A 25272-nucleotide genomic window follows, 5' to 3' on the forward strand; every position below is an offset into this window, starting at 1 on the left:
GGTTATTCTCCTTCAATTGAGGGTTCAACGTGCGGGATAGCCTGCCGGGTGCGCATGTAACTCAGCAGCAGGCCAAAGCAGAGGATACCGGCGATGATAATAAAGTCTTTCAGGCTGCTGGCGATCAAAATTGTCCACAGCACGTACAGGCAGCCGATCAGCGCGATTGCTACCGGCAACGGCCACAGCGGCATCAGATACGGGTGATGGAAGCGTATGCGGCGGCGGCTGATCAACGCGGCGACGGCCATGATGATGTACACCAACAGCAGCAGGATCACGGTAAAGGAGGTCAGATCGCCGAGGTTGGAGCAAAAGGCCAACAGCGCGGAGGGGATGCCGAACAGCAGGGTGGCGATCCACGGCGTGCCGAAACGCGGGTGGATGATTTTCAGCGCCCGGTTCACCTGCGGCAGCCAGAAACCGTCCCGTCCGCTGGAGAACATCATGCGGCTGAACTGTGCCACGATGGCGATAATGGCGTTGAACACCGACAGATAAATTGCAGCGCTGACCACCCGCGCCAGCGTCGGCCCGCCCAATTGGCTGACCACGTAGCCGACCGGATCGGCCTGTTTGGCCATTTCCGCCAGGGAAGGCGCGCCGATCAACAGGGCGGTGAAGGGCAGCAACTCGACCAGCACCACAATCGCCAGCGTCAACATGATGGCGGTGGCCATAGGTTTGCCCTGTTCGCGCATATCCTCCGCCATATACACCGCGGCACCGTAACCGTTATAGGAAAACAGCGCGACGCCGACCATGGCGACAATCAACGGCACGGAAACCGGTGCCAGCCCCCCTTCGGGGTTGAGCATCACCGGCGCGGTGAGGATATCTGCGCTCTGGTGCGGGTTGCTGAATCCCAGCCAGGCGATTAACCCCAGCACCGCGACCTCAACCACCAGAAAGGTGCCGGTCAGCAGGGCATTGGCCTTGATATTGAAAATGGCGCAGGCACCGCCGATCAAAATGGTGATCATCCCGGCGGTGGAGGCGTCGAACTGGGTGCCCAACGCGGTATTCAAATAAGGCACGGCCCCGGTAGCCAACACCGCCGGAACGAACAGCGCGGCGCTGAGAATAAACAGGTAGGTTTGCAGCCCGCACAGGGTGCCGAACAGGCGTTTGATAATGCTGTACTCGCCCCCGGCGCTGGGGTGCGCCGCACCGAGTTCGGCGTAGCACAGGGCGATGGTGGCGGCGATAAAGGCGGCGATCAAAAATGAGATAAAGGCGCCGCTGCCGGCGCTGGCGATCGCCAGGGGGGCAATGACGAAGATTGAGCTGGCAGGCGTGACGCCGGAGGCGGTGATCATCACCACGTCGAGGACACTGAGATCCCCTTTGAATTTATGTTCTGGTGTGGGCTCTGTCATTCAATACTCCATTAACGCGTTAGTGGGTTATTTTGCGGGCGGCGATGGTGCAGTAGCGCGTTGCGATGGCATGCCGCTGCCCGGGCCTGATTAAATGGAGCGCGTGGGAAAAGGGGGCGAATATTTTCGCCCCGGAGAAATCATTATATTTATTATGGCGTTACCCATGACCGGACGGGAAGCTGAAGGTGGCGTGCTGGGCGTCATGGGATGAGGGCCAGCGCTGGGTAATGGTTTTGCGTTTGGTGTAAAATCTGACGGCATCCGGGCCGTAGGCATGCAGATCGCCAAACAGTGAGCGTTTCCAGCCGCCGAACGAGTGGTAAGCCACCGGAACCGGCAGCGCGACGTTGATCCCCACCATGCCGACCTGAATATGGTTGGAAAAATAACGCGCGGCCTCGCCGTCGCGGGTGAACAGGCAGGTCCCGTTGCCGTATTCGTGGGCATCAATCATCGCCATCGCTTCCTTCAGCGATCCGACCCGCACCACGCCCAGCACCGGGCCGAAAATCTCCTCTTGATAAATCCGCATGCCCGGTCGCACGTGGTCAAACAGCGTTGGGCCAAGGAAATAGCCCTGACTGATTTGCCCGCTGTCGTCCCGTACCGCCAATTCGCGGCCGTCGACCACCAGGGTGGCACCTTCTTCAACGCCCTGATCGATGTAGCCTTTCACCTTTTCATAATGCTGGTGGGTGACCAGTGGGCCCATGTCGTTGCGGTTGTCGTGGCCGGCGCCAACGCGCATGGCGGCCATTTGCTGCCGCAAGCCGGCAATCAACGCGTCGGCGGTGTCGTCCCCTACCGCCACCACCAGCGGGATAGCCATACAGCGTTGCCCACAGGAGCCAAACGCCGCGCCCATCAGCGCGCTGACGCTGCCGGCGATATCGGCATCCGGCAGCACCACCGCGTGGTTTTTTGCCCCGCCCAAGGCCTGCACCCGTTTGTTCTGGCCACAACCGGTGTGATAGATGTGCTCCGCCACCGGCGTTGAGCCGACAAAGCTCACCGCTTTGACGCGCGGATCGTGCAGCAGGGTATCCACCGCTTCGCGGTCGCCATTGACCAGGTTCAGCACGCCCGGCGGCAACCCGGCTTCGGACGCCAGTTGGGCGATATACAACGTGGAGGAAGGCACGCGCTCGGAGGGTTTCAGCACAAAAGTATTACCGCAGACCACCGCCATCGGCCACATCCACAGCGGCACCATCGCCGGGAAGTTAAACGGCGTGATGCCTGCCACCACCCCCAGCGGTTGAAATTCGCTCCAGCTGTCGATGCCCGGCCCGGCGTCCTTGCTGTGTTCGCCCTTCAGCAGTTCCGGCGCGTAGCTGGCGTACTCAATATTTTCGATGCCACGCTGCAGTTCGCCCATGGCGTCGCTGAGTACCTTGCCGTGCTCGGCGGTAATCAATCGGCAGATGGCATTGGCATGCTGTTCCAGCAGCGCTTTTAGACGCATCATCACTCTGGCTCGCTTCAGCGGCGGCGTATCGCGCCAGGCTGGGTAGGCCCGTTCGGCGGCGTCGATGGCGTTTTCCACCGTGGCGCGATCGGCCAGCAACACCTCCTGATGCGACAGTCCGGTCGCCGGATCGAAGACCGGCTGGCTGCGGGTCCCGCCGGTGGCGGGCTGGCCGTTGATCCAATGTGCAATGGGCATGGCATGTGCTCCTTATTCGGTTGCGTTGATGGCGTCGCCCAGGGCGTTGATCAGCGAGTCTATCTGCGCCTCGCTGCTGATAAACGGCGGTGCCAGTTGCAGGGTGTCGCCGCCGTAGCGGACATAAAACCCGCTTTCCCAGCAGCGCATCGCCACCTCATACGGCCTGCGTGCCGCTTCGCCCGGTCGCGCCGCCAGCGTAATGCCCGCCGCCAGGCCAAAGTTGCGGATGTCGGTGACGTGGCTGCAATTTTGCAAACCGTGCACCGCCTGTTCGAAATAGGGCGCCAGTGCCTGCACCCGTTCGATCATCTGCTCGCGTTCGATAATATCCAGCGTCGCCAGCCCCACCGCACAGCTGACCGGATGGGCGGAGTAGGTGTAGCCGTGCGGGAATTCGAGCAAATACTCAGGTTCATCGGTGGCCATAAAGGCCTGGTAAATCTCTGGCCGAACCACCACTGCGCCCATGGGCTGTGCGCCATTGGTGACCTGTTTGGCGATATTCATGATGTCGGGTGTGACGCCGAAGGCTTCAGCGCCGGTCAATGCGCCACAGCGGCCGAAGGCAGTGATCACTTCGTCAAAAATCAGCAGGATATTGTGTTGGGTACAAATCTCGCGGATGCGTTGCAGGTAACCGACCGGCGGTACTATCACCCCGGCCGAGCCGGAGAAGGGTTCGATAATCACCGCGGCGATGGTTGAGGCGTCCCGCAGCGCGATGATGCGGTTCAGTTCTTCCGCCAGTTCGGCACCCTGCTCGGGCATGCCGCGCGAAAAGGCGTTTCCCGCCAATTGGGTATGGGGCAGGTGGTCTGCTTCGGCGCTGGCGCCAAAGGCTTTACGATTACCGGCGATACCGCCCACCGCAATACCGCCAAAGTTAACCCCGTGGTAGCCTTTTTCACGGCCGATAAAACAGGTTTTGCCCGCCTGACCTTTGGTCCGCCAGTAGGCGCGTGCCATTTTTAACGAGGTGTCCGCCGCTTCGGAGCCGGAGCCGGTGAAAAATACGTAGTCCAGCCCGGCCGGCGTCATGGCCTTGATTTTATTTGCCAGTTCGAAAGACAAGGCATGGCCGAACTGAAATGCCGGGGAGTAATCCAGTTGAGAAAGCTGCCGGTGGGCGGCGTCGGCAATTTCCTGACGGCCGTGCCCCAGTCCGCAGCACCACAACCCGGATAATCCATCAAAAACTTTACGACCGTCCTGGCTGGTATAATAAACGCCTTCAGCGTGGCTTATCATTCGCGGGTTGGCTTTAAAATTACGGTTGCCGGTAAACGGCATCCAATGGGCTTCTAACCATTCACGTTCGGCTTTATTTTCGAGGTGATTTAAATCAGCCATTTTTCCCTCCAGGCGGGAGAATAGGTACATTTAATTAAATACTTTGGCGTGTTAATGAATTGTTGAGTGAAATTGACTATGTTCCGCTTCTTCACTAATGTGAATAATCATATGTCGAAACTTACTTAAGGTTTTATGCAAGTAAAAAAGCGCGCACTTTTGGGGCAGTTGTCGGATATGGATCTGCGATTGCTGCGGGTGTTTAAGGCGGTGGTCGACTGTGGTGGCATGAGCGCGGCCGAGCTGGAGCTGAATATCAGCCTGTCGACCGTCAGCAAACATATCAAGGATCTGGAGCAACGGCTGGGCCTGACGCTGTGCCACCGTGGGCGCGAGGGGTTTGCGGTCACTGACGAAGGGCTGCTGATTTACCAGGAAACCGTCAACCTGCTGGCGGCGACCGAAGCTTTTCGCCGCGGGGTGGACGACGTGCATCAGCGCCTGGGGGGCCAACTGCACGTGGCGATATTCGACCATACCGTCAGTAATCCACAGGCGCATATCGGCCGGGCGATTGCCTTATTCAGCGAGCAGGCACCGGACGTCTCTTTGCAAATGTATGTGGAGCCGATAAATACCATTGAACGCGGCGTCATTGACGGCCAATTTCAAATTGGCATTATTCCCATGCACCGCCGCGCGGAAAGTTTATCTTATAGTTCGTTATTTAATGAGAGGATGTTCTTATATTGCGGCGCGCAGCATGAGTTATTTTCCGCACATCATGAAATGCTGAATTGGGATCTGTTGCACAATTATGCCTTTGCCGGATTAGGCTACCATTCGCCGAATATGCAATTGAGTCTGCAGCAGCATTTGCAGCGCAAGGCAACGGGCTTTGCTCAGGAGTCGATCGCGACCTTGATCCTTTCCGGCAAGTACGTCGGTTTTCTGCCCGACCACTATGCGGCGTTTTTTGTCGCGCAGAATATGATGCGCGCCATCAAGCCGACGCTGTTCTGTTACCACTGCGAGTATTCCAGCGTGCTGCGGCATTCACCCGGCCCGCAGCGGGTGGTCAAGCTGTTCCACGATTGCCTTCTGGCGGCTCATGGAACAGCCTGAGGTTTACTGGTCTTTCTTCTTGCCGAAAATCTTGATCAGCACGCCGACCAATATGCCAATCGCGATGCCGGTGAAAATCCAGCTGATGATACCCATGTCCAATCTCCCGCTATTACTTTGATCTAATTATATAATCATTCGACGCGGAATGCGCCTTCGATCATCAGCTGCCGCTGCGGCGCGCTGTAGTCGATCAGCGAGTTTTTGCTGTTGGATTTTTCCAGCGTCACCGCCAGTTCGTCGGTGGAAATCGGCAGATCATCCTGCCAGAAGCTGGCAATGGCGTTGCGGGTGATAAAGTCGATCAGATAGCGTTCCGGGCTGTCCTGCTGTTCGGGGAACAGGCGAGCGGCAAGTTCGGCCATCAGCGCCCGCTGTTGCGGCTGTTCGCTTTTCGCCAGCAGTTCCAGGAACGGCAGCAGCAGGCGGCCGCAGACCTGGCCGTGGTGATAATCGCGCAGTGCGCCAATTTCGCCGGCGATGCCGTGGATCACCCCCAGTCCGGCGGCGCTCAGCGTCAGGCCGCCGAGGTAAGAGGCCTGCATAATCGCCTCGTGAGCCTGGGTGCTGCGGTTGAGCGTGGGCCAAGCCTGCAGGAAGTGGCGCATGCCGGTCAGTGACATCTCGCGCGTCATGGCATTGGCGGTTTTGGACAGATAGGCCTCGAACAGATGGGTAAAGGCGTCGATGGCGCAGTAAGCCAGCACCTTGTCCGGCGCCCCCTGCAGCAGTTGCGGATCCAGGATGGCGGTCTGTGGCACAAAGTTGTTATGCCGCAGTGAAGCTTTCACCTTGCTCAATTGGGTGTCGGTGATCACCGCGTTCTGGGTGACTTCGCTGCCGGTACCGGCGGTGGTTGGGATGGCGATCAGCGGCAGGGTTGCGCCGCTGATTTTGGTGTCGCCGACCTTTTCCATATAACGCAGGGTGGGCAGCGGGTGTTCGACCAACGCGGCAAAGGCCTTGGCGGCATCCAGTACGCTGCCGCCACCGATGGCCACCACGCGTTGCACCTTGCCGCGCCAGCGGGCGACCCAGGCGTCGATTTCCTGTGGCGAAGCCTCGTGACTGACGATTTCGGTGCCGACCAGCAGTGGCGTCAAGGTGTCTGCCAGGGAGGCATACACCGCGCCATTGAGGAATGAGCGGCAGCTAAACAACAGCGTCGGCTGCGGCTCGGCGGTCAGAAGCGGGATCAGTTGGCTGATGCTGCCGTGGCCGACCCAGGTATGGCGGTTGGCAATCGTCAGGCTGGAAGTCATGTTCTCTCCTTGGCGCGCGAAAACCACAGCATAAGCCAGCCTCTGCGGCTGAACCACCGCTTTTCGCTGCCTGAATGGGATCCCGTTAATATATTAATCCTGCCTCGCGCGGCCCTGCCGCAATAAGCTGGCGAAGGTGTGATTTGTTTAACATGTAAACAATTGTACTGTTGCATTTGGCGCTGTTGAGTGTTTTCTATAACTAGCAGGCCAAAGCGTAGCCGGAATAAAGTGATTGTTAATTTATTAATGATGGCGGGGCAAAGATGAATATTCAGGTCGAAAGATTATCCGCAGTGATCGACGCAGTGGCGACCCCGCGTTTCTACCCCCATCTGCTGGCCTGGCTGGAAGGGTTCTTCGCCTTTGATAACGCCATTGTTTACGCCTTTGAGCGCGGCCAGGCACCGCGCTGCCTGATCAAAACCGAGCGAGAAAACAGTGACGCGGTCAATCAACTCTACCAGCAGGGCGCTTACTTGCAGGATCCGTTTTACCAGGCGTTGAACGACGGCGGCGGCGGCGAGGTGCTGACGCTGCGCCAACTGGCCCCCTGTGGTTTCTACCATACTGATTATTACCGTAATTTTTATCGCAAGACCGGCTGGCATGACGAGGCCGGCGTGCTGCTGCCCCTGACGCCGGAACGCGGGCTGGGGGTATTTTTCGGCTCGGCGCGTCAGTCGGTGGGCGTGCGCTATCCGCAGTTGGCTGAGCTGCGCGATGCGCTGACGCTGCTCAAAAGCGTCGCGCGGCTGCATGGCGAGGTGGTCGTCGCGCCTGCCGCGCCGGACAGGGTGACGGATCATGCCGTACAGGCGCGTTACTTGCTGACGCCGCGCGAGCGCGAAATTGTGGATCTGATCCTCGATGGGTGCGGATCGCAACAGATTGCCGACCGGCTGTTCATCAGCCTGGGCACGGTAAAAAACCACCGCAAGAACATCTACAGCAAGCTGGCTATCGGCTCGCAGGCCGAATTGTTCAACCTGCTGCTGGCCACGCCGCTGCGCCGTAGCGCCTGAGTGTTAATTATTTGTTGCGAATGTCCCTAAGGGGACATGGCGGCGTCGCGGCCTGCTCCCGATAATCCGATGTTATGGCATAGGATCTTCGGGAGTGCGGCAGTGAACAATAATATCGAATCGTTAACCTACTACGCGGCAACCAAAAAATACGATCTGCGTTTTCCGACGCTGGAAGAAGATCTGGACGTTGACGTGGTGATCATCGGCGGCGGCTTCTCCGGCATCAATACCGCGCTGGAGCTGGCGGAGCGGGGCATCACCAATATAGCCATTCTGGAAGGGCGCTATCTGGGCTACGGCGGCACCGGCCGCAACGGCGGGCAGGTGATGGCCGGCATCGGTCACGATCTGGAGAAAATCAAACGCCACGTCGGCCCGTCCGGGCTGGAAACCATCTTCAAAATCAGCAACCTCGGCGCCGGGATTATTCGTGAGCGCATCAAAAAATACGCTATCGATGCCGATTTCTGCTTTGGCTACGGCTACCTCGGCAGCAATGCGCGCCAGGAGAAAACCCTGCGCAGCTGGCTGAAGGAATTCAAGGCGGTCTCGCCGGATGAAGAGATTGAACTCTACACCGGCGCAGAGGTGAAGCAGGTGGTGGGATCGGACGCTTACACCTGCGCATTGAAACACATGGGCGGCGGCCACGTGCATTCGCTCAATCTGCTGTTGGGCGAGGCCAAGGCGCTGAGCGGCTACGGCGTGAAAATCTTTGAAAACAGCAGCGTGCTCGACGTGGAGTACGGTCCGCGCATCAAGGTGCGCACCGCCATGGGCTCGGTACGCGCCAACAAGATGCTGTGGGCCTGCAACGGTTTTCTCAACGGCATGGAGCCGTTCATCTACAACAAAACCATCAACACCTACGCGTTCCAGCTGGCGACCGAACCGCTGCCCGAAGAGCTGATCCGGCAGATCAGCCCGATCCGCGGCGCCTACAGCGATATCCGGCCGGTGATCGACTACTACCGGGTGACCAATGAGAACCGGCTGCTGTTTGGCAGCGCCACCCGGTTGATCGAATACATTCCGTCGGATCTCAAAGCCTGGAACCGCAACCTGATGCTGAAGGTGTTCCCCTATCTGCACGACGTGAAGATCGACCTGGCCTGGGGTGGGCCGCTGTGTTGCAGCGCCAACCTGTTCCCGCAGATCGGCACCTTGCCGCAGCATGACAACGTGTTTTATGTGCAGGGCTATTCCGGCTTTGGCGTGACGCCGAGTCATATCGTTTGCAAGGTGCTGGCGGAGGGCATGAGCGAAGGATCGGATCGTTACGATCTGATGAGTTCGATCCCGCACGTCAATATCTTCGGCAAAGACAAACTGCGGCGGGTGATGACCACCGCCGGCAAGGTTTGGCACCAGACATCCGGCTATTGGAAAGGCCGCCGTTAATTGTTATCAGAGGAGAGAGTCATGAAACCATTACTGCTTAAGCAACCGCTGCCTGAACTGTTGGACATTGGCAGCGTCAGCAACCTGGGCGCTACCGTGATCGCCGGTGAGCCAAACGTCGGAGTGGCTAGCCTTTTCGGCGAGCCGACCGACAACCTGAACTGCGGCATTTTCAGCTGTACGCGCGGCACCTTTGTGATGGAGTACCCGTTTGCCGAACATGCCACGGTGTGGGAAGGCACTGCGACGCTGACCGATGAAAATACCGGGGAATCCGTGCAGTACCAGGCCGGAGATTCGTGGTTTGTCGAAAAGGGCACCCCGGTACGCTGGGAGATCACCTCCGATCGCTTCGTCAAACACTATCTGGCGATTGTCGAAGGCTGATCGCTAACCGGCCCCTCTCCGCCCGGAGAGGGGAAATCAGCTATCCCAGCACCCGCTCAATAAAGTCGGTGATCCGCCTTAATATCTGGTCTTTGTTGGTTTCGTTAAAACTCTCGTGCCGTCCGCCTGGATTGACCATCGCCTCGAAATCGCTGCCCTTCAGCAGGCTGATGGCGGTTTGCGATTGCGCCATCAGCACCAGCCGATCGTCCTCGCCGTGTATCCACAACGTGGGCAGCGTACCAAAGCCCGGACCGGCGTTGATTTTCGCCAGCATTTGCTGCATGGCCCACAACGTCGGGCGTTTGAACGGCCCATGCCATACCAGGGGATCGGCCTGATAGGCTTCGCCCACCGCGGGGTCACGCGACAGGGTGGCGGTATCGAGCGGCTGGTCGGGGATTTTCGGCAGATTAAACAGATCGGAGATCAGGGTTCTTTCGCCAATCAACGGGCCGGAAAGCACCAGCGCACGCACGTCATCGCCATAACGCTGAACGTAGCGGGTGGCGATCATGCCGCCCATGGAATGGCCAATCACCACCAACGGCACGTCAGGATGCCGCTGTTGGACATGTTCCGTCACGCGCCGAACATCGTCGACCACGGCGTCATAATCCTCAATCAGGACACGTTCGCCCTGTGACAGCCCATGGCCGAGATGATCGGGGCCAAACACTCGCGCACCCTGCGCTTGCAAGGTACGGGCTACGTACTGATAGCGACCGAGATGCTCGCCATAACCGTGCACCAGCAGCGCCAGAAAGCGCGGCCGGTCATGGCCCCAGTCATGCACGGCAATATCGCCGTGGCCACCTTTGATAAAACTGATCTTCTGTTCAGACATGGTATTTTTCTCATCGGTAGGGTCATATTCAGCGTAGCGGTAAAGCGGGGAATGGGTAGGGGCGCTGCGTGCTGCGCCCCAGGATGATCAGCGAATGAATTGCAACGCCAGCGCATCGATAGCCTGGCGCTGGAACTGGTTGAAGGCATCTCGCGGTTGCTGCTGTTGGATAAATGGCAGCAGCGGATCCTCGACCTCGGTGCGAATGCCACTGAGCTGCTCCATCACCGCCTGGCCGCAAAACGGCACGTAGGACTCGGCGTAACCGCCCTCATGCACCATCACCAGCTTCCCGCCGCACAGACGGTCGGCGGCGTCTTGCACCAGCGCCGTCATATTACGGAAGCTGTCGCTGTGCAGCTGCATGCGCGCCAGCGGATCGAGGGCATTGGCATCGTAACCGCAGGCGACAATGATCAGCTCCGGCTGGAACTGCTCCAACGCCGGGATCACTATTTGCTGCATGGCGTACAAGTAGCCGTCGTCACCGGTGCCGGCCAGCAGCGGGATATTGATATTAAAGCCTGCCCCGGCACCGGTGCCGCGGTCCTGTTCGCCGGAGTACCCGGCCGGGAAGCAGCCGTCCTGGTGCAGCGACAGCGTCAGCACGTCATCGCGTTGCCAATAGATATGCTGGGTACCGTTGCCGTGATGCACGTCCCAGTCGAGCACTGCCACCTTACCCAGCCCGTATTTGGCCTTGGCGCGTTCGATGGCGATCGGGATATTGGCCAAAAAGCAAAACCCCATCGACTGATCCGGCAGGCAATGGTGGCCTGGCGGACGCGACAGCGCATAGGCATTGTCCAGTTCGCCTTGCAGCACCGCTTCGACCGCCGCACAGGCCAGCCCGGCGGACAGTTTGGCAATCTCGTAGCTGCCCGGCCCCAACGGCGCTTCCTCCCCCAGCATGCCGCCACCGTTATCGCTCAGCTGTTTGAAGCGTTGCAAATAATCGGCCGGGTGGATGCGCAGCAGGTCTTCTTCCGTCGCCATTTCGGCGCTCAGCAGCCTGAGCTGGCGCGACAGGCCGGACACGTCCATCAGGTTTTTCATCCGCCGTTTGGTTTCCGGCGATTCGGCATGCCCCGCCCCTGAAGGCGGTTGCACCCAGCCGCCGACCGGCAATGTGGTGGCGTGCAGGCCGGTGCTGTGCCAGAAACAGCGTTCATCAAACAAGAAACCGGTATTTCTTTTCACCTTGTTACTCCTGTTAAACGGCGCGTCGAGCGCGCGGTGAAGCCAGCGAAATCAGCAGCAGCGACAGCAGCGCACTGCCTAGCGCCCCGATCAGCAGCGTGTCGAAACCACCTGAAGATTCAATCAGATAACCGGCCAGCGTTGGGCCGATCGCCATGCCGCCGCCAATCACCAGGTTGATGTTGTTCATCAGCTTGCCGTTGTTATCCAGCCCGGCGACGCGCGCCAAAATAAACGGCAGCACAAAGGTCCAGGTGAACTTGAACAGCACCGCCGCCAGCGCGAAGCGCAGCAACAGGGGCGCCTGGAACAGCAGGGCAATGCCGGCGATCAGCAGGCCGTAACTTAGCCAAATCAACCCGTTGCCGCTGCGCTTGGCGCTGATGAATGCGGCACCGCCGGCACCGGCAATGCCGAACAGCGTGGCGGCCGCCAGCACCTGGCCGCTGTTGACCGGTGAAAGGCCGGCGGCGGCGGCGATACTGCCGATAAAGGTCCAGACCGCGCTCAGGCTGATATAAAAGGTCAGTACGGCCAGCACGGCGAAAGCTTTGCGCAACAGCGGAGGGGCCGTGGCATGAGCCGAGGATTGCGCAGGGTGAAACCCGCTGGGGAAGGCGCGGATCAGTGGCAGGCAGCACAGCATGATGACCGTCAGGATCAGATAGACCGCCATCAGACCAAAATGGGCGAACAGCGGCGGCAGCACCAGCAGGCCCACCGCGCCCAGCACCAGTTGCCCCAGCACCCACAAGGCATAGACCCGGCTCGGGTTGGCCGTACCGGCGGCGCAGGTGATGCACAGGATCATCAGCGTGCCGCCCGCCAGCGAGGCGATAAAGCGCAGCCCCAGCAACAGGCTAAAATCGCTGACCAGCGCCGAAGCCAGGTTGCCGACGATAAACACCCCGGCCGCCAACGCCGCCACCCGGCGCCAGTTAACGCGGCTAATCCACCACCAGGCGGGCAGGGTGGCCAGGCTCATGGCGCCCAGTTCGGTAGAAAACAGGTGGCCGATTTGCGCCGGGGTCCGCAGCCACTGGCTGGCCAATTGCGCGGCTACCGCTGGGGCGGTCATCAGGATGCCCGGCGCAATGGCGGCAAAGATAATAATGGCGGTCAACAGCCGGGGCGGGCAGGGGAGAGCCGCGCCGATGACGGGCACAGAAACGGAATCGCTGGACATAATCATTATTCCCGCAGGTTAAGCCTGAGTCAGATATCCCCGCGATGCCGTATTTTGGGCAAACGGGCACCGCGCCATGAATGGCGAATAATTAATGAGTTTGCTGTTCCAAACTATAAGCCACTGTTATGGCTTTTATTCCTTAACCGTGGGCCATAAATCCGGTAGCCACCAATTCGGTGCGGTTCACCACCTCGGTTTTGGCGAAAATATTGCGCATATGGGTTTTCACCGTGGACAGCGAAATACCCAGCTTCAAAGCGATGCGCTTATTGCTGGCCCCTTCGCGCACCATATTGACGATTTCCTGTTCTTTGGCGGTCAGCAACTGCGCTTCACCGTCGGGCAATAGATCGCGGGTCGCCAGTTCGATCAGCGGCATCACCGCCCGCAGGCGACTGCGTTCCTGTTCGGTAAACGCCGTATCGCGGATCAAGGACACCCCGGCGACGATACGTTTACGCTGGCGAATAAAAATCTCCGTCATGTCGCGCATGTCATTGGGCAGCATAAAATCATGATAATAGCGGCGATTATTGGCGATCGCCGCCGGGCTCATGCCGACCATGGTAATGTCCTGCTGGTGGAAATTGGCTGGTTTAAGCGGATCGATCTGCTGGAAATGGTTCAAATACTGCTGATGGGTGTTATCGGAAATGCCGTGCAAAATATAATGATCGGGGCGCAGGTCGCGATTGACCAAATAAAATACCGCGGCGGACACCGGGATCAGATGGGCAATGGTGGTCAAACAGCTGGTGATAAAGGCATCGGATGCTGTGGTATGCATGAGTTATTTCCCTCCCTTTATCCTGCGAACGTAAGAATTCAAGCGGTCAATATATGAACGATACAAGCATAGTTGTAGCATTTTAGCAACACAATAAAAACATATTAACAACGTGAACCCGATTGCAATAAAATACATAAATAACAAGCTGCCAGCGGGGCTGCCAGTGCCCTTTTTCGGCGATTTCCTGCTAATTTTGTTAATACATTAATGAAATTTTTATGACGTTTTCCCGCTGAATTTACTGCGGTTTCCTGCCGGTAGCCCACGGATGCCGGGATTAAGTTCGGCGTGCTACAGCCTGCGATTTTGTTTGCGCCGCCTCGTCCTTAAGAACGATAGCCAGGCTTTTCCCCTCCTCCCTACACTGCAAAAACCATGGCGACAGCCTTGAAGATAACGGCTGCCGGTGAAAAAAACATAAGACGAAAAAACTATGACCTTTATCGGGCTGAGACGTCTGGCTGTTCAACCCGTATGACACGACAGGGGACGGGTGATGAAGAAAAAAACGCTGGTGGTGGCTTTAAGCAGTGCCTTATCGGGTGTCACGCATGCGGCGGATGCCGGGCGGCCCAATGTATTGATCATTCTGGTGGACGACATGGGCTATTCCGACATCAGCCCGTTTGGAGGCGAGATCCCGACACCTAACCTGCAGGCTCTGGCCGAGCAGGGCGTGCGTATGAGTCAGTACTACACTTCGCCGATGTCGGCACCGGCCCGTTCGATGCTGATGACCGGCAACACCAACCAACAGGCCGGCATGGGCGGCATGTGGTGGTATGAAAGCACCGCCGCACAGCCGGGTTACGAAATGCGCCTGACCGATCGCGTGGTCACCCTGCCCGAGCGTTTCAGGGATGCCGGCTACGCCACCATGATGGCGGGCAAATGGCATCTGGGGTACGTCGACGGCGCCAAACCGACCGATCGCGGCTTTGAACGCGCCTTCGCTTTTATGGGCGGTGGCACCAGCCATTTCGACGACGCGAAGCCGTTGGGCACCGGGGAAGCTTTCCATACCTTTTACACCCTGAACGGCAAGCGCGTCTCATTGCCGCAGGATTTCTATTCCAGCAAGGCCTATGCCACCCAACTGGAGCAATGGATCAGCGACACGCCGCAGGATAAACCCATCTTCGCCTATCTGGCTTTCACCGCGCCGCACGATCCGCTGCAGGCACCGGACGATTGGATCGCCCGGTTCGACGGCAAGTACGATGCCGGTTACCAGCAGGCCTACCAGCAGCGCATTCAGCGGTTGAAGGCGCTGGGGATCATCACGGACAGCACGCCGATGCCGAAACTGGCGCTGGACCAGGAATGGCGGGCGATGACGCCGGAACAGCAGAAATATGCGGCGAAAACCATGCAGGTATACGCGGCGATGATCGCCTATATGGACGATCAGGTCGGCGCGGTGCTGAAAACCTTGAAGCAAACCGGGCGCGACAAAAATACGGTGATCATCTTCGCGACCGATAACGGCGCGAACCCGGCCAGCGGCTTCTATTACGGTTCAACGCCAGAATACTGGCGGCAGTTCGACAACAGCTACGCCAATATCGGCCGCAAGGGCTCGTTCATCTCTTACGGACCGCACTGGGCCAACGTCAGCAATGCGCCTTACGCCAACTACCACAAAACCACCAGCGCGCAGGGCGGTATCAATACCGATTTCATTATCTCGGCACCGCAGTTGAAAGGGCGTGGCGGCATCGATAAAACGCCGATGGCGGTGTATGACATTGCACCGACGCTGTACGACTATGCGGGTATCGATGCCACCAAGCCGCTGAAAACCAGACCGACGTTGCCGATGGTCGGGGTCAGTTTCAAACGCTATTTCAGCGGTGAGGCCGACAGCCTGCCGCGCTCGACTTATGGCGTTGAGCTGCACAATCAGGCCGCTTATGTCGATGGCATCTGGAAGCTGCGTCGCTTGGTGAAAGCCGGGCCGACGGCGCAAATGGCACCCTGGGAGCTGTTCAATCTGCAAGAGGATCCACTGGAGACGCACAATGTGGCCGCTGCACAGCGGGAGCGCGTAACGCGCTTGAGCGAAGAATACCGACAATACGCGGATAAAGGCATGGTGATTGAAGCCAAAGGCAAGGAGATTGATTACCTCGGGGTGGACGCCAAAACCGGCGATTATATTGGCCTCGATCCCGTCACCCATGCTCCGTTGCCGCAGGGGGCGAAATGAACCTGACCCAGTGGCGGGCGCAGCAGATCCCCACCGACAGCGATCCGCGTGCGGCGGCGCCTTTCCACCTGTTGGTGAAACCGATAGGTGCCGGTTGCAACCTGGGCTGCCACTATTGCTATTACCCGCAGCGGCAAGACCAGCGAAGCCGAAAGATGGACGACGGATTGTTGGAGGATTTCATTCGCCGCTACATTGCCGCCCAGCCAGGCTATAGCCGCGAGATCAATTTCGTCTGGCAGGGCGGTGAGCCGTTGCTGGCAGGCTTGGGTTTTTACAAGCGGGCGCTGGCGCTGCAGCAAAAACACGCACCGCCCGGGGTGAAGATCAGCAACAGCTTGCAGACCAACGGCACGCTGCTGAACGACGCCTGGTGCCGCTTGTTCAGGCAGCATCAGTTCATTATCGGCGTCAGTCTCGACGGCGACCGGCAAATTCAGGATACCCACCGGCCGGATAAGCGCGGTGGCGGCAGCTATGACGATGCGTTGCGCGGCATTGGGTTACTGCAACGCCATCAGATTGAATTCAATCTGCTGGTGGTGGTGCATGACGGCGTGGCGGAACAGGCGCAGGCAATGTACGACCATTTTGTGGCGCTCGGCGCGCGTTACCTGCAGTTTCAGCCGTTGATGCTGGAGGGCGATGCTCCGGCCGGCGGTTACGGCTTGAGCGCCGCCAATTGGGGGGAATTCATGCTGGCTGTCTACCGGCGCTGGCGCAGCCAGGGCCATCTGGGCAAGGTGTTCGTGATGAACATTGAACATGTTTATGCGCAGTACTTCACCCATGTCAGCCCCAGTTGCGTGCATGCCGAACGCTGCGGCGGCAATCTGGTGATGGAGCCGGATGGCCGTCTCTACGCTTGCGATCACCTGATCGATGCGCAGCACTATTTAGGCCATGTCGATCGACGAACCTCTTTTGCCGGGCACGCGGCCGCGGCGGCGGAAATGGCGTTCGGCAAAACCAAAAGCCTGCGTCGTGAATGCCAGAGTTGCAGCGTGAAGAGCGTCTGCCAGGGCGGCTGTCCGGCGCATGTCGGCCAGGATCGCTACAACCGGTTGTGCGCCGGTTATTACCGCTTCTTTTCCGCGCTGCTCGAGCCGCTGCGTGCCTACCCGCGCAGTCCGCAGGGAGCGATGCAGTGGCGCGCTGCCGTGAGCTCTGCCGCAGGTTGAATCATTATCGTCCTTAAGGACGATAGTCAGCATTTTCTGTTCCTCCTTATAGTGATATTGCCGCCACTGGCGACGAAACACCTGCAAAGGCGCCATCAGGGCAAAACGCTAAAACTATAAGAGGAAATAACCATGAACCTGTCGTCGCGGCTTCACGCCCATCTTGAGCGGGGCAAGGTCGGATTCCCCACCACGCTGGCCAGCTCGGTCGGGGTGATTATGGCCAGCCCGGTGATCCTCACCGTGACCAGCGGTTTCGGTATCGGCGGCGACACCTTCGCGTTGGCGATGCTGATCGCTTTTATCATGATGCAGGCTCAGCTCACGACGTTCTCGGAGGCGGCGGCGATACTGCCGACTTCCGGCTCGGTGTATGACTATATCGCCTGCGGCATGGGGCGCTTTTTTGCTATTACCGGCGCATTGTCGGCTTACCTGATCGTGCACATCTTTGCCGGCACCGCCGAAACCATTCTCTCCGGCATCATGGCGCTGGTGAACTTCGAGCACCTCAATACCCTGATGGAAAACCACAATACCTCCTGGATGGTCGGGGTTGGGCTGGTCATCGTGTTTGGCGCGCTCAACGCTTTCGGCATCGAGGCCTTCGGTAAAGCGGAGATCGTGCTGACCTTCGCCATGTGGAGCACCCTGGTGATCTTCGGCATTACCGGGCTGCTTTCGCCGCACGCGGTACCGCTGGAGGGCTGGTTCGGCAGCACGCTGAGTCTGAGCGATCCGTTCGTGGTATTCAGCCTGATCGGCATGGCGATGTTTATGTTTGTCGGCTGTGAACTGGTCACGCCGATGGCGCCGGAGATCAAACGCTCCGCCAGCGTGATCCCACGGGCGATGTCGCTGGGGTTGTGCGGCGTGGCGGTTTGCATGGCGTTGTACGGTGCGGCGCTCAGCCATCAGGTGGAAAACGTGGTGGTGGATGCCGCCAACGGCGTTCATCTGCTGGATACGCCGATGGCGATCCCGGCGTTTGCCGGCCAGGTGATGGGCGAGTTCGGCAAATACTGGTTGGGCATCGGGCTGCTGCTGGCCGGGGCGGCGACCATCAACACGCTGATGGCGGCGGTGCCGCGCATTCTTTACGGCATGGCGCTGGACGGCGCATTGCCGCGCATTTTCGCTTACCTGCACCCGCGCTTTAAAACCCCGGTGGTGGGCATTCTGGTGGCGGTGCTGATCCCTTGTGTGCACGCCTTCGCCATTCAGGGCAACCTCGACCGCATTATTCCGCTGGTGTTGGCTGCGGTGTGCGCCTGGGGTGTGGCTTACCTGTTGGTGACCTGCTCGGTGGTGATCCTGCGTATTCGCCGTCCGGATCTGCCGCGCGCTTACAAATCACCGTGGTTCCCGCTGCCGCAAATTATCTCCAGCGTGGGCATTGTGCTGGCGATTATTTATATCACCCCGCCGGGCATGGATCCGCGCGCCGTCTATATCCCGTTCAGCATCATGATTGGCCTGACCGCCGCCTATGCGCTGTTCTGGACCCTGTGCGTTCAGAAGGTCAATCCGTTTAAACCGGTGCCGGTCGAACAGGTGCTGGAAACGGCTTTTGCCAAAGCGGAAAACGAGGAGGCGCAGTTTGATCGGCTTACTTCCCTCACTTAACCGCTTCTGGCAGCGCCCCCCGACGGGCTATCAGCCGGGGGGAACCCTCAACCGGCTGGCGAACAATCTGCAGCCCTATGCCTGCGAGCGCCTTTCGCCCTGCCTGCTGCGCCTGACTTTGCCGCAGGGCCAGGTTATCGACATCAGCGAACGGGTCAGCGCGCTGTTTATGGCGCATATCGTCAGCCACCGTTTCTCTGTGCAGGGGGAATGTTCGCTGGCGGAGCCGCTGACGCTGCGCATTAACGCCGGCGGTTGGCTACGGCGACGCGGCGTCGTTTATCGCGCCACCCGGGATGATGCGGTGGCACAGCGGGTGGTTGCTGCGCTGCGGCGCTATCCGCAGATTGCCCAAACGCTGGAGCAGCTGGATTTTCGGCGTATCCACCTGAGGGTTGCCGCCGGGCGCTGGCAGCTGGAGATCGAACATTTCGCCGCTTCGGAAGTGGTCAGCCGTTTGCCTGCCGGTCGTCGCTACCTGCGGCTGGAGCCGGAACAGCGGCGGTTGCTGCTGAGCAGCCTGCTGATGATCGGCCAATTGATGGAGAAACTGGATGAGTAGAGTCGTGGTGATTACCGGCGGCGGCACCGGCGTTGGTGCCGCTTGCGCCCGGCTGCTGGCGGGCAGGGGCGATCGGGTGTTTATCATCGGCCGTCGCCGTGAACCCTTGTTGGCTCTGGCGGACGAGATTGGCGCGCAGGCATTGGTGGGGGACGCCGCCAGTGGCGAAGGGTGGCAAAGCCAGCTGTTGCCGGCCATTTTGCAGCAGGCCGGGCGCATTGACTGCCTGATCGGCTGCGCCGGTGGCATGGGGCTGGGACGCATTACCGAGATCAATGACGAGCAGTGGCGGCAGGCGTTGGACAGCAATCTCAACAGTGCTTTTGCCAGCGCCCGCGCCTGTCTGCCGGAACTGGTAAAAACCGGCGGCAACCTGCTGTTTGTCGCCTCCATCGCCTCGCTGGCCGCCGGGCCTGAAGTCTGTGGCTACGTGACGGCCAAACATGCGCTGATTGGGCTGATGCGATCCATCGCCCGTGACTACGGCCCGCTGGGGGTGCGCGCCAACGCGGTGTGTCCCGGCTGGGTCACTACGCCGATGGCGGATGAGGAGATGCAACCGCTGATGGCGGAGTACCAACTTACGCTGGAACAGGCCTACCAACGGGTCTGCCGCGACGTGCCGCTGCGTCGCCCGGCCAGCGCCGAAGAGATCGCCGGGATCTGCCGTTTTCTCTGTTCGGAGGAGGCGTCGATCATTACCGGTGCGGCGCTGGTGGCCGACGGCGGTTCTACCATCGTTGACGTGCCCACGTTGGCGTTTACTTCCCTTTAAGGAGCATCAGATGAGTTCAGAAGCGGTCTTTATTCAGGTCGGCGCACTGGCGGAAGGCTTTGCGCCGCACAGCAATACGCTGGAACAGCAGCATGGGTTGAGCGGTAACACGCTGACATTACGTTTTGCCGACGGTGAAATGCTGAGTTGTCACTTTGTCGATCAGCAGACGCTGAGTTGGGGGGAGTACCGGGGCATCGCTTATCGCGCCACCAGCATCCGCCCCGGCATTCTGTTTATCGATTTTCTCGATCCCGCACAGGATAACGCCAGTATTACGCTGGTGTGCGATCGCAACCAGGGGAATTTCACGGCGGTGTATGGCCAATTGCCGGATGAGGAACAAACCCGTCTGGACGCCTTCAGCCGGGTTGAGCAGGGGCTGCCGCTGACGGCGGTCAACGCCGAATTCCGCTTCGGTACGCTGGATAACGCCAATGCTGAGCCGCCACAGTTCACCGACGAGCTGATCGGCATGCGCAACATGTATACCTACAGCCCGACCGAGCGTTATGAGCATATTTATCTGAACGACAATTTTTACGCCTGGCAGTGTCTGGATGGGGTGGAGAAAGGGCTGGCGGACGTTGACCGCTGCCACTACGTGAAGGTGGCCGAGCAACTGTACCTGTTTGTCTGGCGCGAAAAGATCGTGCCGACGTTGGGCGTGGTGATGATCGATCTGCAGGGGATGCGCACCGACGGCAAGATCCTCGGCTATCAGGGCAGCGATTTCAGTGCGCTGAGCAATTTTGCGGTGGGCGCCCATGCGCAGGTGCTGAACACCACGCGCCATCCACGGGGATGAGCCGATGAATGCAACCTATGCGGCCGAGGCTTTCAAGGGGCAGGTGGTGCTGGTGACTGGCGGTGCGCAGGGCATCGGGCTGGCGATTGTCAGCGCCTTTGCCCGGCTGGGCGCGACGGTGGTGATGGCGGATTTGCAGCTGCAAAAGGCTCAGGAGGCGGCCGAGACGCTGCAACGGCAGGGTTGGCAGGTGCAGGCGGTGGCCTGCGATCTGGCTGAGCCGGGGCAGATAGCCGAGCGGGTGGCGGCGGTGGGGCAGCAACATCAGCGGTTGGATGTGGTGATACACAACGCGGCTTATTTCCCGTTGACGCCCTTTGCCGAGATTGACGCTGCGCTGTTGCAGCGCACATTAAGCGTCAATCTGATGGCACCGTTCTTTCTGGCGCAGGCGGCCTTACCCTGGATGCAGCGCCAGGGGGGCGGCTGCCTTTTGGTGACTTCTTCGGTGACCGGGCCACGGGTTGCCTACCCCGGGCTGGCGCACTATGCCGCTTCAAAGGCGGGGGTCAACGGGTTTATTCGCGCGGCGGCGCTGGAACTGGCGGCGGCTGGCGTCAGGGTCAACGGCGTGGAGCCGGGAATGATCCGCACACCGGCGATGGCCAATCTGGGGGGCGCGGCGGTGAACCAGGCGATTGCTGCCGCAGTGCCGCTCGGGCGATTGGGGGAGCCGGACGACATCGCGGCGGCGATGGTGTTTCTCGCCTCACCGGCAGCGGCCTACATCACCGGCCAAACGCTGGTGGTGGACGGCGGCGCATTACTCCCCGAGGCTCATCCTCTTCTTTCTTGACGTTGCAGCGTTGTTGGCTGCAACACCAATTAATTAGAGGATAATAATCGCAAGGATCATTTCTTTGTCGGATGGGCGGTCACGTTGGCGGGCAGTTTGTCCCCCAGGGTGATCAGCTCGTCCAGCAACGTCATCAATTGGTCCATTTTCTGCTGCGAAAAGGCGGCTTCAATCTCGCCGTATCCCTGTTCCACCTGATGGCGAGCCACCTCATACAGATCCTGGCCCTGCTGGGTCAGCGACACATACAGCTTGCGCTGATCGTTAACCGGCTTCAGGCGAAAAATCAGCTTATCGCGCTCCATGCGCGACAAAATGCCGGTCAGGCTGGGGCGCAGAATGCAGGTTTCCGCCGCCAATTCGTGAAATTCGATCGAACGACTGTTGGCCAGTACGCGAATGATGCGCCACTGCTGTTCCGTCAGGTTATGGCTTTTCAGGATCGGGCGAAAAAAGCCCATGGCGGTTTCACGCGCCTGCAGCAGAGCAATGGTCAAGGATTCATGCATAGGTTTGGCCTTAGCTATCAAGGTGTTCGTTATTCCGGCGGTTAGCCTGGGTGTGTTCAGCACGCGGAACTCATGTCGCAATATACCGCGCACTTCGCGATAAAGTCTGAATTTATTAATAACTTAATAGTAGCCAAGTTTACCCCGACGTATAAAGCGAAAAACTAACTGCAGCGGAAAAAATCGTCTGAAAATGATTAATTCGTTGAATAATCACGCTAATGTTTGTGTTTTGTGAATATTTTGTTATCGCGATCACAAATCAATCCACCCGCGTTGCGTAAAAGCCGAACAGCGTATAAAAGTATTCATTAACATATTAATGAATGCCGATTGCCCTGTTGTTTCATTAAAAGGAGTTTGCATGAAAGGCACCGTATTTTCCGTTGCGTTGAACCACCGCAGTCAGATTGACGCCTGGGATCAGGCGTTCCATCAGCCGCCGTATAAAACCCCGCCGAAAACCCCGGTGTGGTTTATCAAACCGCGTAATACCCACCTCGCCCACGGCGGGGCGATCCCGTTTCCTGCCGGTGAACAAGTGCAAAGCGGCGCCACGCTGGCGGTAGTGATTGGCAACACCGCCCGCAAAGTCCCGGTGGAACGGGTGGCCGACTATCTGGCCGGTTATGCGTTGGCCAATGACATCAGCCTGCCGGAAAGCAGTTTTTACCGCCCGGCGATCAAAGCGAAATGCCGCGACGGTTTTTGCCCGCTGGGCGATATCGGCCCACTGGCGACCCCCGACCGACTTGAGATCATCACCGAAATCAACGGGGTTGAGCGGGATCGCTGGTCGACGGCCGATCTGGTGCGTTCGGTACCGGAACTGATCGCCGCCATCAGCGATTTTATTACCCTGCAACCGGGCGACGCAGTGCTGATCGGCACGCCGCACCAGCGGGTGGAGATCAAACCTGGGGATGAAGTGACGGTGCGCGCAGCCGGTTTGCCGACCCTGACCAACCGCGTAGCGCAGGCAGGAGATGCATCATGAGACAGGCTCGTATTCGCCATCATGGCCAGATTGTTACCGTCAGCGTCGATGAGCAACTGCAGGTCACCTTGCCGGATGGCCGGGTGTTGCAAGAGCAGGAGGTTGAGTGGTTGCCGCCGGCGCAGGGCACGGTGTTTGCCCTGGGCCTGAACTATGCCGACCACGCCAGCGAGCTGGAATTCAAGGCGCCGGAAGAACCGCTGGTGTTCCTCAAGGCACCGAACACCCTGACCGGCCACCGACAGGTGTCGGTACGCCCGGCCAACGTCGAGTATATGCACTACGAAGCCGAGCTGGTGGCGGTGATCGGCAAGACGGCACGCAATGTCAGCCGCGAAAACGCCATGGAGTATGTGGCGGGTTACACCCTGTGCAACGACTATGCCATCCGCGACTATCTGGAAAACTATTACCGCCCGAATCTGCGGGTGAAAAGTCGCGACACCCTGACGCCGATTGGGCCGTACATCGTCGATCGTGACGATATCGCCGATCCGCACCGTCTGGCGCTCAGCACCTACGTTAACGGCGAGCTGTGCCAGCGCGGCAGCACCGCCGACATGATTTTCGATATCCCCTACCTGATCAGCTACCTGAGCGAATTTATGACGCTGCAGCCGGGCGACATGATCGCCACCGGCACGCCGAAAGGGCTGGCCGACGTGCAGCCGGGTGACGAAGTGGTGGTGGAGATCGAGGGCATCGGCCGTCTGGTTAACCACATCATCAGTGAAAAAGATTACGAGGAAAGCCTGCGATGAAAACCATCAACCATTGGATTAACGGTAAAAACGTAGCCAGCAAAGAGTATTTCACTACCACCAACCCGGCCAACGGCGAGGTGCTGGCAGAGGTCGCTTCCGGCGGGCAGTTGGAGATCGATCAGGCGGTGGCTGCCGCCAAGGCGGCTTTCCCGAAATGGGCCAATACGCCAATGAAAGAGCGTGCTCGCCTAATGCGTCGTCTGGGCGAGCTGATTGACGAGAACGTGCCGCAGATTGCCGAGATGGAAACCGCCGATACCGGTTTGCCGATCCACCAAACCAAGAACGTGCTGATCCCGCGCGCTTCGCACAACTTTGAGTTCTTCGCCGAGATCTGCCAGCAGATGAACGGCCGCACCTACCCGGTGGATGACAAGATGCTCAACTACACGTTGATCCAGCCGGTCGGGGTGTGTGCGCTGGTGTCGCCGTGGAACGTGCCTTTCATGACCGCCACCTGGAAAACCGCGCCCTGTCTGGCGCTGGGCAATACCGCGGTGCTGAAGATGTCCGAGCTGTCGCCACTGACTGCCGATCGCCTGGGCGAACTGGCGCTGGAAGCCGGCATTCCGGCCGGGGTGCTCAACGTGGTGCAGGGTTACGGCGCTACCGCCGGGGATGCGTTGGTGCGCCATAAAGATGTGCGCGCAGTGTCCTTTACCGGCGGTACCGCGACCGGGCGCCGGATCATTGAAAGCGCCGGGTTGAAGAAGTTTTCCATGGAACTGGGCGGCAAATCGCCGGTGCTGATTTTCGAGGATGCCGACATCGAACGTGCGCTGGATGCCGCGCTGTTCACCATTTTCTCGATCAACGGGGAACGCTGCACCGCCGGTTCGCGCATCTTCATTCAGGAGAGCATTTACCCGGAATTCGTCAAACGCTTCGCCGAACGCGCCAACCGTCTGCGCGTGGGCGATCCGCAGGATCCCAATACCCAGGTGGGGGCATTGATCAGCCCGCAGCACTGGGAAAAGGTGTCCGGCTATATCCGTCTGGGGCTGGAGGAAGGGGCAACCCTGCTGGCCGGCGGCCCGGATAAACCGGCCGGTCTGAGCCACGGCAACTTCCTGCGCCCAACGGTGCTGGCGGATGTCGACAACCGGATGCGTATCGCGCAGGAGGAGATTTTCGGGCCGGTGGCCTGCCTGCTGCCGTTCAAATCAGAAGAAGACGGCCTGCGCATGGCCAACGACGTGGAGTACGGCCTGGCGTCGTACATCTGGACGCAGGATGTGAGCAAGGTGCTGCGTCTGGCCCGCAATATTGAAGCGGGCATGGTTTTCGTCAACACCCAAAACGTACGCGATCTGCGTCAGCCATTTGGCGGCGTGAAATCCTCCGGCACCGGCCGCGAAGGCGGGGAATACAGCTTTGAAGTGTTCGCCGAGATGAAAAACGTGTGCATTTCCATGGGTGATCACCCGATCCCACGCTGGGGCGTTTAAGTCTGCCCCGGCACTGTTTCACGGAAT

General features: G+C 59.2%; 23 protein-coding genes. 14 read left to right on the plus strand and 9 right to left on the minus strand.

Features of this window, described 5'->3' with window-relative positions; translation table 11 throughout:
* Positions 1-2: 2 nt before the first annotated feature.
* The 3 genes from ACGS9J_RS17665 to ACGS9J_RS17675 form a co-directional block, all read right to left on the minus strand.
* The gene (locus ACGS9J_RS17665) at positions 3-1379 is read right to left on the minus strand and encodes an APC family permease (RefSeq protein WP_442232126.1); all 1377 of its coding nucleotides are present in this window, start codon (positions 1377-1379) and stop codon (positions 3-5) included.
* A gap of 160 nt (positions 1380-1539) precedes the next feature.
* Positions 1540-3048 (minus strand): CoA-acylating methylmalonate-semialdehyde dehydrogenase, encoded by a 1509-nt coding sequence (locus tag ACGS9J_RS17670; RefSeq protein WP_442232127.1) that lies wholly within the window; start codon positions 3046-3048, stop codon positions 1540-1542.
* A gap of 12 nt (positions 3049-3060) precedes the next feature.
* Complete coding sequence (locus ACGS9J_RS17675) at positions 3061-4401, minus strand: aspartate aminotransferase family protein (RefSeq protein ID WP_442232128.1); 1341 nt, start codon at positions 4399-4401, stop codon at positions 3061-3063.
* A 135-nt stretch (positions 4402-4536) separates the two neighbouring features.
* Between ACGS9J_RS17675 and ACGS9J_RS17680 the strand changes: the two genes are divergently transcribed.
* Complete coding sequence (locus ACGS9J_RS17680) at positions 4537-5466, plus strand: LysR family transcriptional regulator (protein ID WP_442232129.1); 930 nt, start codon at positions 4537-4539, stop codon at positions 5464-5466.
* A gap of 134 nt (positions 5467-5600) precedes the next feature.
* Here the strand turns inward: ACGS9J_RS17680 and ACGS9J_RS17685 are convergent, their stop codons facing one another.
* Positions 5601-6728 carry an iron-containing alcohol dehydrogenase gene (locus tag ACGS9J_RS17685; protein WP_442232130.1) on the minus strand — a complete coding sequence of 376 codons (1128 nt, stop codon included), beginning with the start codon at positions 6726-6728 and terminating at the stop codon, positions 5601-5603.
* Between the two features lie 266 nt (positions 6729-6994).
* On the opposite strand from ACGS9J_RS17685, the gene ACGS9J_RS17690 reads away from it, so the two are divergent.
* From ACGS9J_RS17690 to ACGS9J_RS17700, 3 genes are all read left to right on the plus strand, one after another.
* Positions 6995-7753 carry a response regulator transcription factor gene (locus ACGS9J_RS17690; RefSeq protein ID WP_442232131.1) on the plus strand — a complete coding sequence of 253 codons (759 nt, stop codon included), beginning with the start codon at positions 6995-6997 and terminating at the stop codon, positions 7751-7753.
* Positions 7754-7855: 102 nt separating this feature from the next.
* A complete protein-coding gene (locus ACGS9J_RS17695; RefSeq protein ID WP_442232132.1) occupies positions 7856-9157 on the plus strand; it encodes an NAD(P)/FAD-dependent oxidoreductase in 1302 nt (433 codons plus the stop codon).
* Between the two features lie 21 nt (positions 9158-9178).
* Positions 9179-9544 carry a cupin domain-containing protein gene (locus ACGS9J_RS17700; RefSeq protein WP_442232133.1) on the plus strand — a complete coding sequence of 122 codons (366 nt, stop codon included), beginning with the start codon at positions 9179-9181 and terminating at the stop codon, positions 9542-9544.
* 40 nt (positions 9545-9584) lie between these two features.
* Here ACGS9J_RS17700 and ACGS9J_RS17705 read toward each other — a convergent pair whose 3' ends face one another.
* The 4 genes from ACGS9J_RS17705 to ACGS9J_RS17720 form a co-directional block, all read right to left on the minus strand.
* Positions 9585-10391, minus strand: a complete 807-nt coding sequence (locus ACGS9J_RS17705) for an alpha/beta hydrolase (RefSeq protein WP_442232134.1) — start codon at positions 10389-10391, stop codon at positions 9585-9587.
* An 87-nt stretch (positions 10392-10478) separates the two neighbouring features.
* Positions 10479-11591, minus strand: coding sequence for a class II histone deacetylase (locus ACGS9J_RS17710; RefSeq protein ID WP_442232135.1), 1113 nt, complete (start codon positions 11589-11591; stop codon positions 10479-10481).
* A gap of 13 nt (positions 11592-11604) precedes the next feature.
* Entirely contained in the window at positions 11605-12777 is a 1173-nt protein-coding gene (locus tag ACGS9J_RS17715; RefSeq protein ID WP_442232136.1) for an MFS transporter, read from the minus strand.
* Positions 12778-12919: 142 nt separating this feature from the next.
* Entirely contained in the window at positions 12920-13567 is a 648-nt protein-coding gene (locus ACGS9J_RS17720; RefSeq protein WP_442232137.1) for a response regulator transcription factor, read from the minus strand.
* A gap of 499 nt (positions 13568-14066) precedes the next feature.
* Between ACGS9J_RS17720 and ACGS9J_RS17725 the strand changes: the two genes are divergently transcribed.
* The 7 genes from ACGS9J_RS17725 to ACGS9J_RS17755 all read left to right on the plus strand — a co-directional run bounded on the left by ACGS9J_RS17725 (position 14067) and on the right by ACGS9J_RS17755 (position 21527).
* Positions 14067-15779 (plus strand): sulfatase-like hydrolase/transferase, encoded by a 1713-nt coding sequence (locus tag ACGS9J_RS17725; protein WP_442232138.1) that lies wholly within the window; start codon positions 14067-14069, stop codon positions 15777-15779.
* On the plus strand, positions 15776-16960 hold the full coding sequence (locus tag ACGS9J_RS17730) for an anaerobic sulfatase maturase (RefSeq protein ID WP_442232139.1): 1185 nt from the start codon (positions 15776-15778) through the stop codon (positions 16958-16960). The genes ACGS9J_RS17725 and ACGS9J_RS17730 overlap by 4 nt, the downstream gene beginning before the upstream one ends.
* Positions 16961-17092: 132 nt before the next feature.
* Entirely contained in the window at positions 17093-18586 is a 1494-nt protein-coding gene (locus tag ACGS9J_RS17735; RefSeq protein WP_442232140.1) for an APC family permease, read from the plus strand.
* Complete coding sequence (locus ACGS9J_RS17740; protein ID WP_442232141.1) at positions 18561-19148, plus strand: DUF3156 family protein; 588 nt, start codon at positions 18561-18563, stop codon at positions 19146-19148. Before ACGS9J_RS17735 ends, ACGS9J_RS17740 begins: the two co-directional genes overlap by 26 nt.
* A complete protein-coding gene (locus ACGS9J_RS17745) occupies positions 19141-19923 on the plus strand; it encodes an SDR family NAD(P)-dependent oxidoreductase (protein WP_442232142.1) in 783 nt (260 codons plus the stop codon). Before ACGS9J_RS17740 ends, ACGS9J_RS17745 begins: the two co-directional genes overlap by 8 nt.
* Before the next feature lie 10 nt (positions 19924-19933).
* Positions 19934-20731, plus strand: a complete 798-nt coding sequence (locus ACGS9J_RS17750; RefSeq protein WP_442232143.1) for a MoaF C-terminal domain-containing protein — start codon at positions 19934-19936, stop codon at positions 20729-20731.
* A gap of 4 nt (positions 20732-20735) precedes the next feature.
* The gene (locus ACGS9J_RS17755) at positions 20736-21527 is read left to right on the plus strand and encodes an SDR family oxidoreductase (RefSeq protein WP_442232144.1); all 792 of its coding nucleotides are present in this window, start codon (positions 20736-20738) and stop codon (positions 21525-21527) included.
* A 56-nt stretch (positions 21528-21583) separates the two neighbouring features.
* Here the strand turns inward: ACGS9J_RS17755 and hpaR are convergent, their stop codons facing one another.
* Entirely contained in the window at positions 21584-22036 is a 453-nt protein-coding gene (gene hpaR / locus ACGS9J_RS17760) for a homoprotocatechuate degradation operon regulator HpaR (protein ID WP_442232145.1), read from the minus strand.
* 364 nt (positions 22037-22400) lie between these two features.
* Between hpaR and ACGS9J_RS17765 the strand changes: the two genes are divergently transcribed.
* From ACGS9J_RS17765 to hpaE, 3 genes are read left to right on the plus strand one after another with little or no spacing between them, the layout of a single operon-like run.
* Positions 22401-23033, plus strand: a complete 633-nt coding sequence (locus ACGS9J_RS17765) for a fumarylacetoacetate hydrolase family protein (protein WP_442232146.1) — start codon at positions 22401-22403, stop codon at positions 23031-23033.
* A complete protein-coding gene (locus ACGS9J_RS17770) occupies positions 23030-23794 on the plus strand; it encodes a fumarylacetoacetate hydrolase family protein (protein ID WP_442232147.1) in 765 nt (254 codons plus the stop codon). The genes ACGS9J_RS17765 and ACGS9J_RS17770 overlap by 4 nt, the downstream gene beginning before the upstream one ends.
* Complete coding sequence (hpaE, locus tag ACGS9J_RS17775) at positions 23791-25245, plus strand: 5-carboxymethyl-2-hydroxymuconate semialdehyde dehydrogenase (RefSeq protein WP_012005080.1); 1455 nt, start codon at positions 23791-23793, stop codon at positions 25243-25245. The genes ACGS9J_RS17770 and hpaE overlap by 4 nt, the downstream gene beginning before the upstream one ends.
* Positions 25246-25272: the final 27 nt, after the last annotated feature.

The organism is Serratia quinivorans, assembly GCF_052113645.1.
GTDB classification, from domain to species: Bacteria; Pseudomonadota; Gammaproteobacteria; order Enterobacterales; family Enterobacteriaceae; genus Serratia; species Serratia quinivorans_B.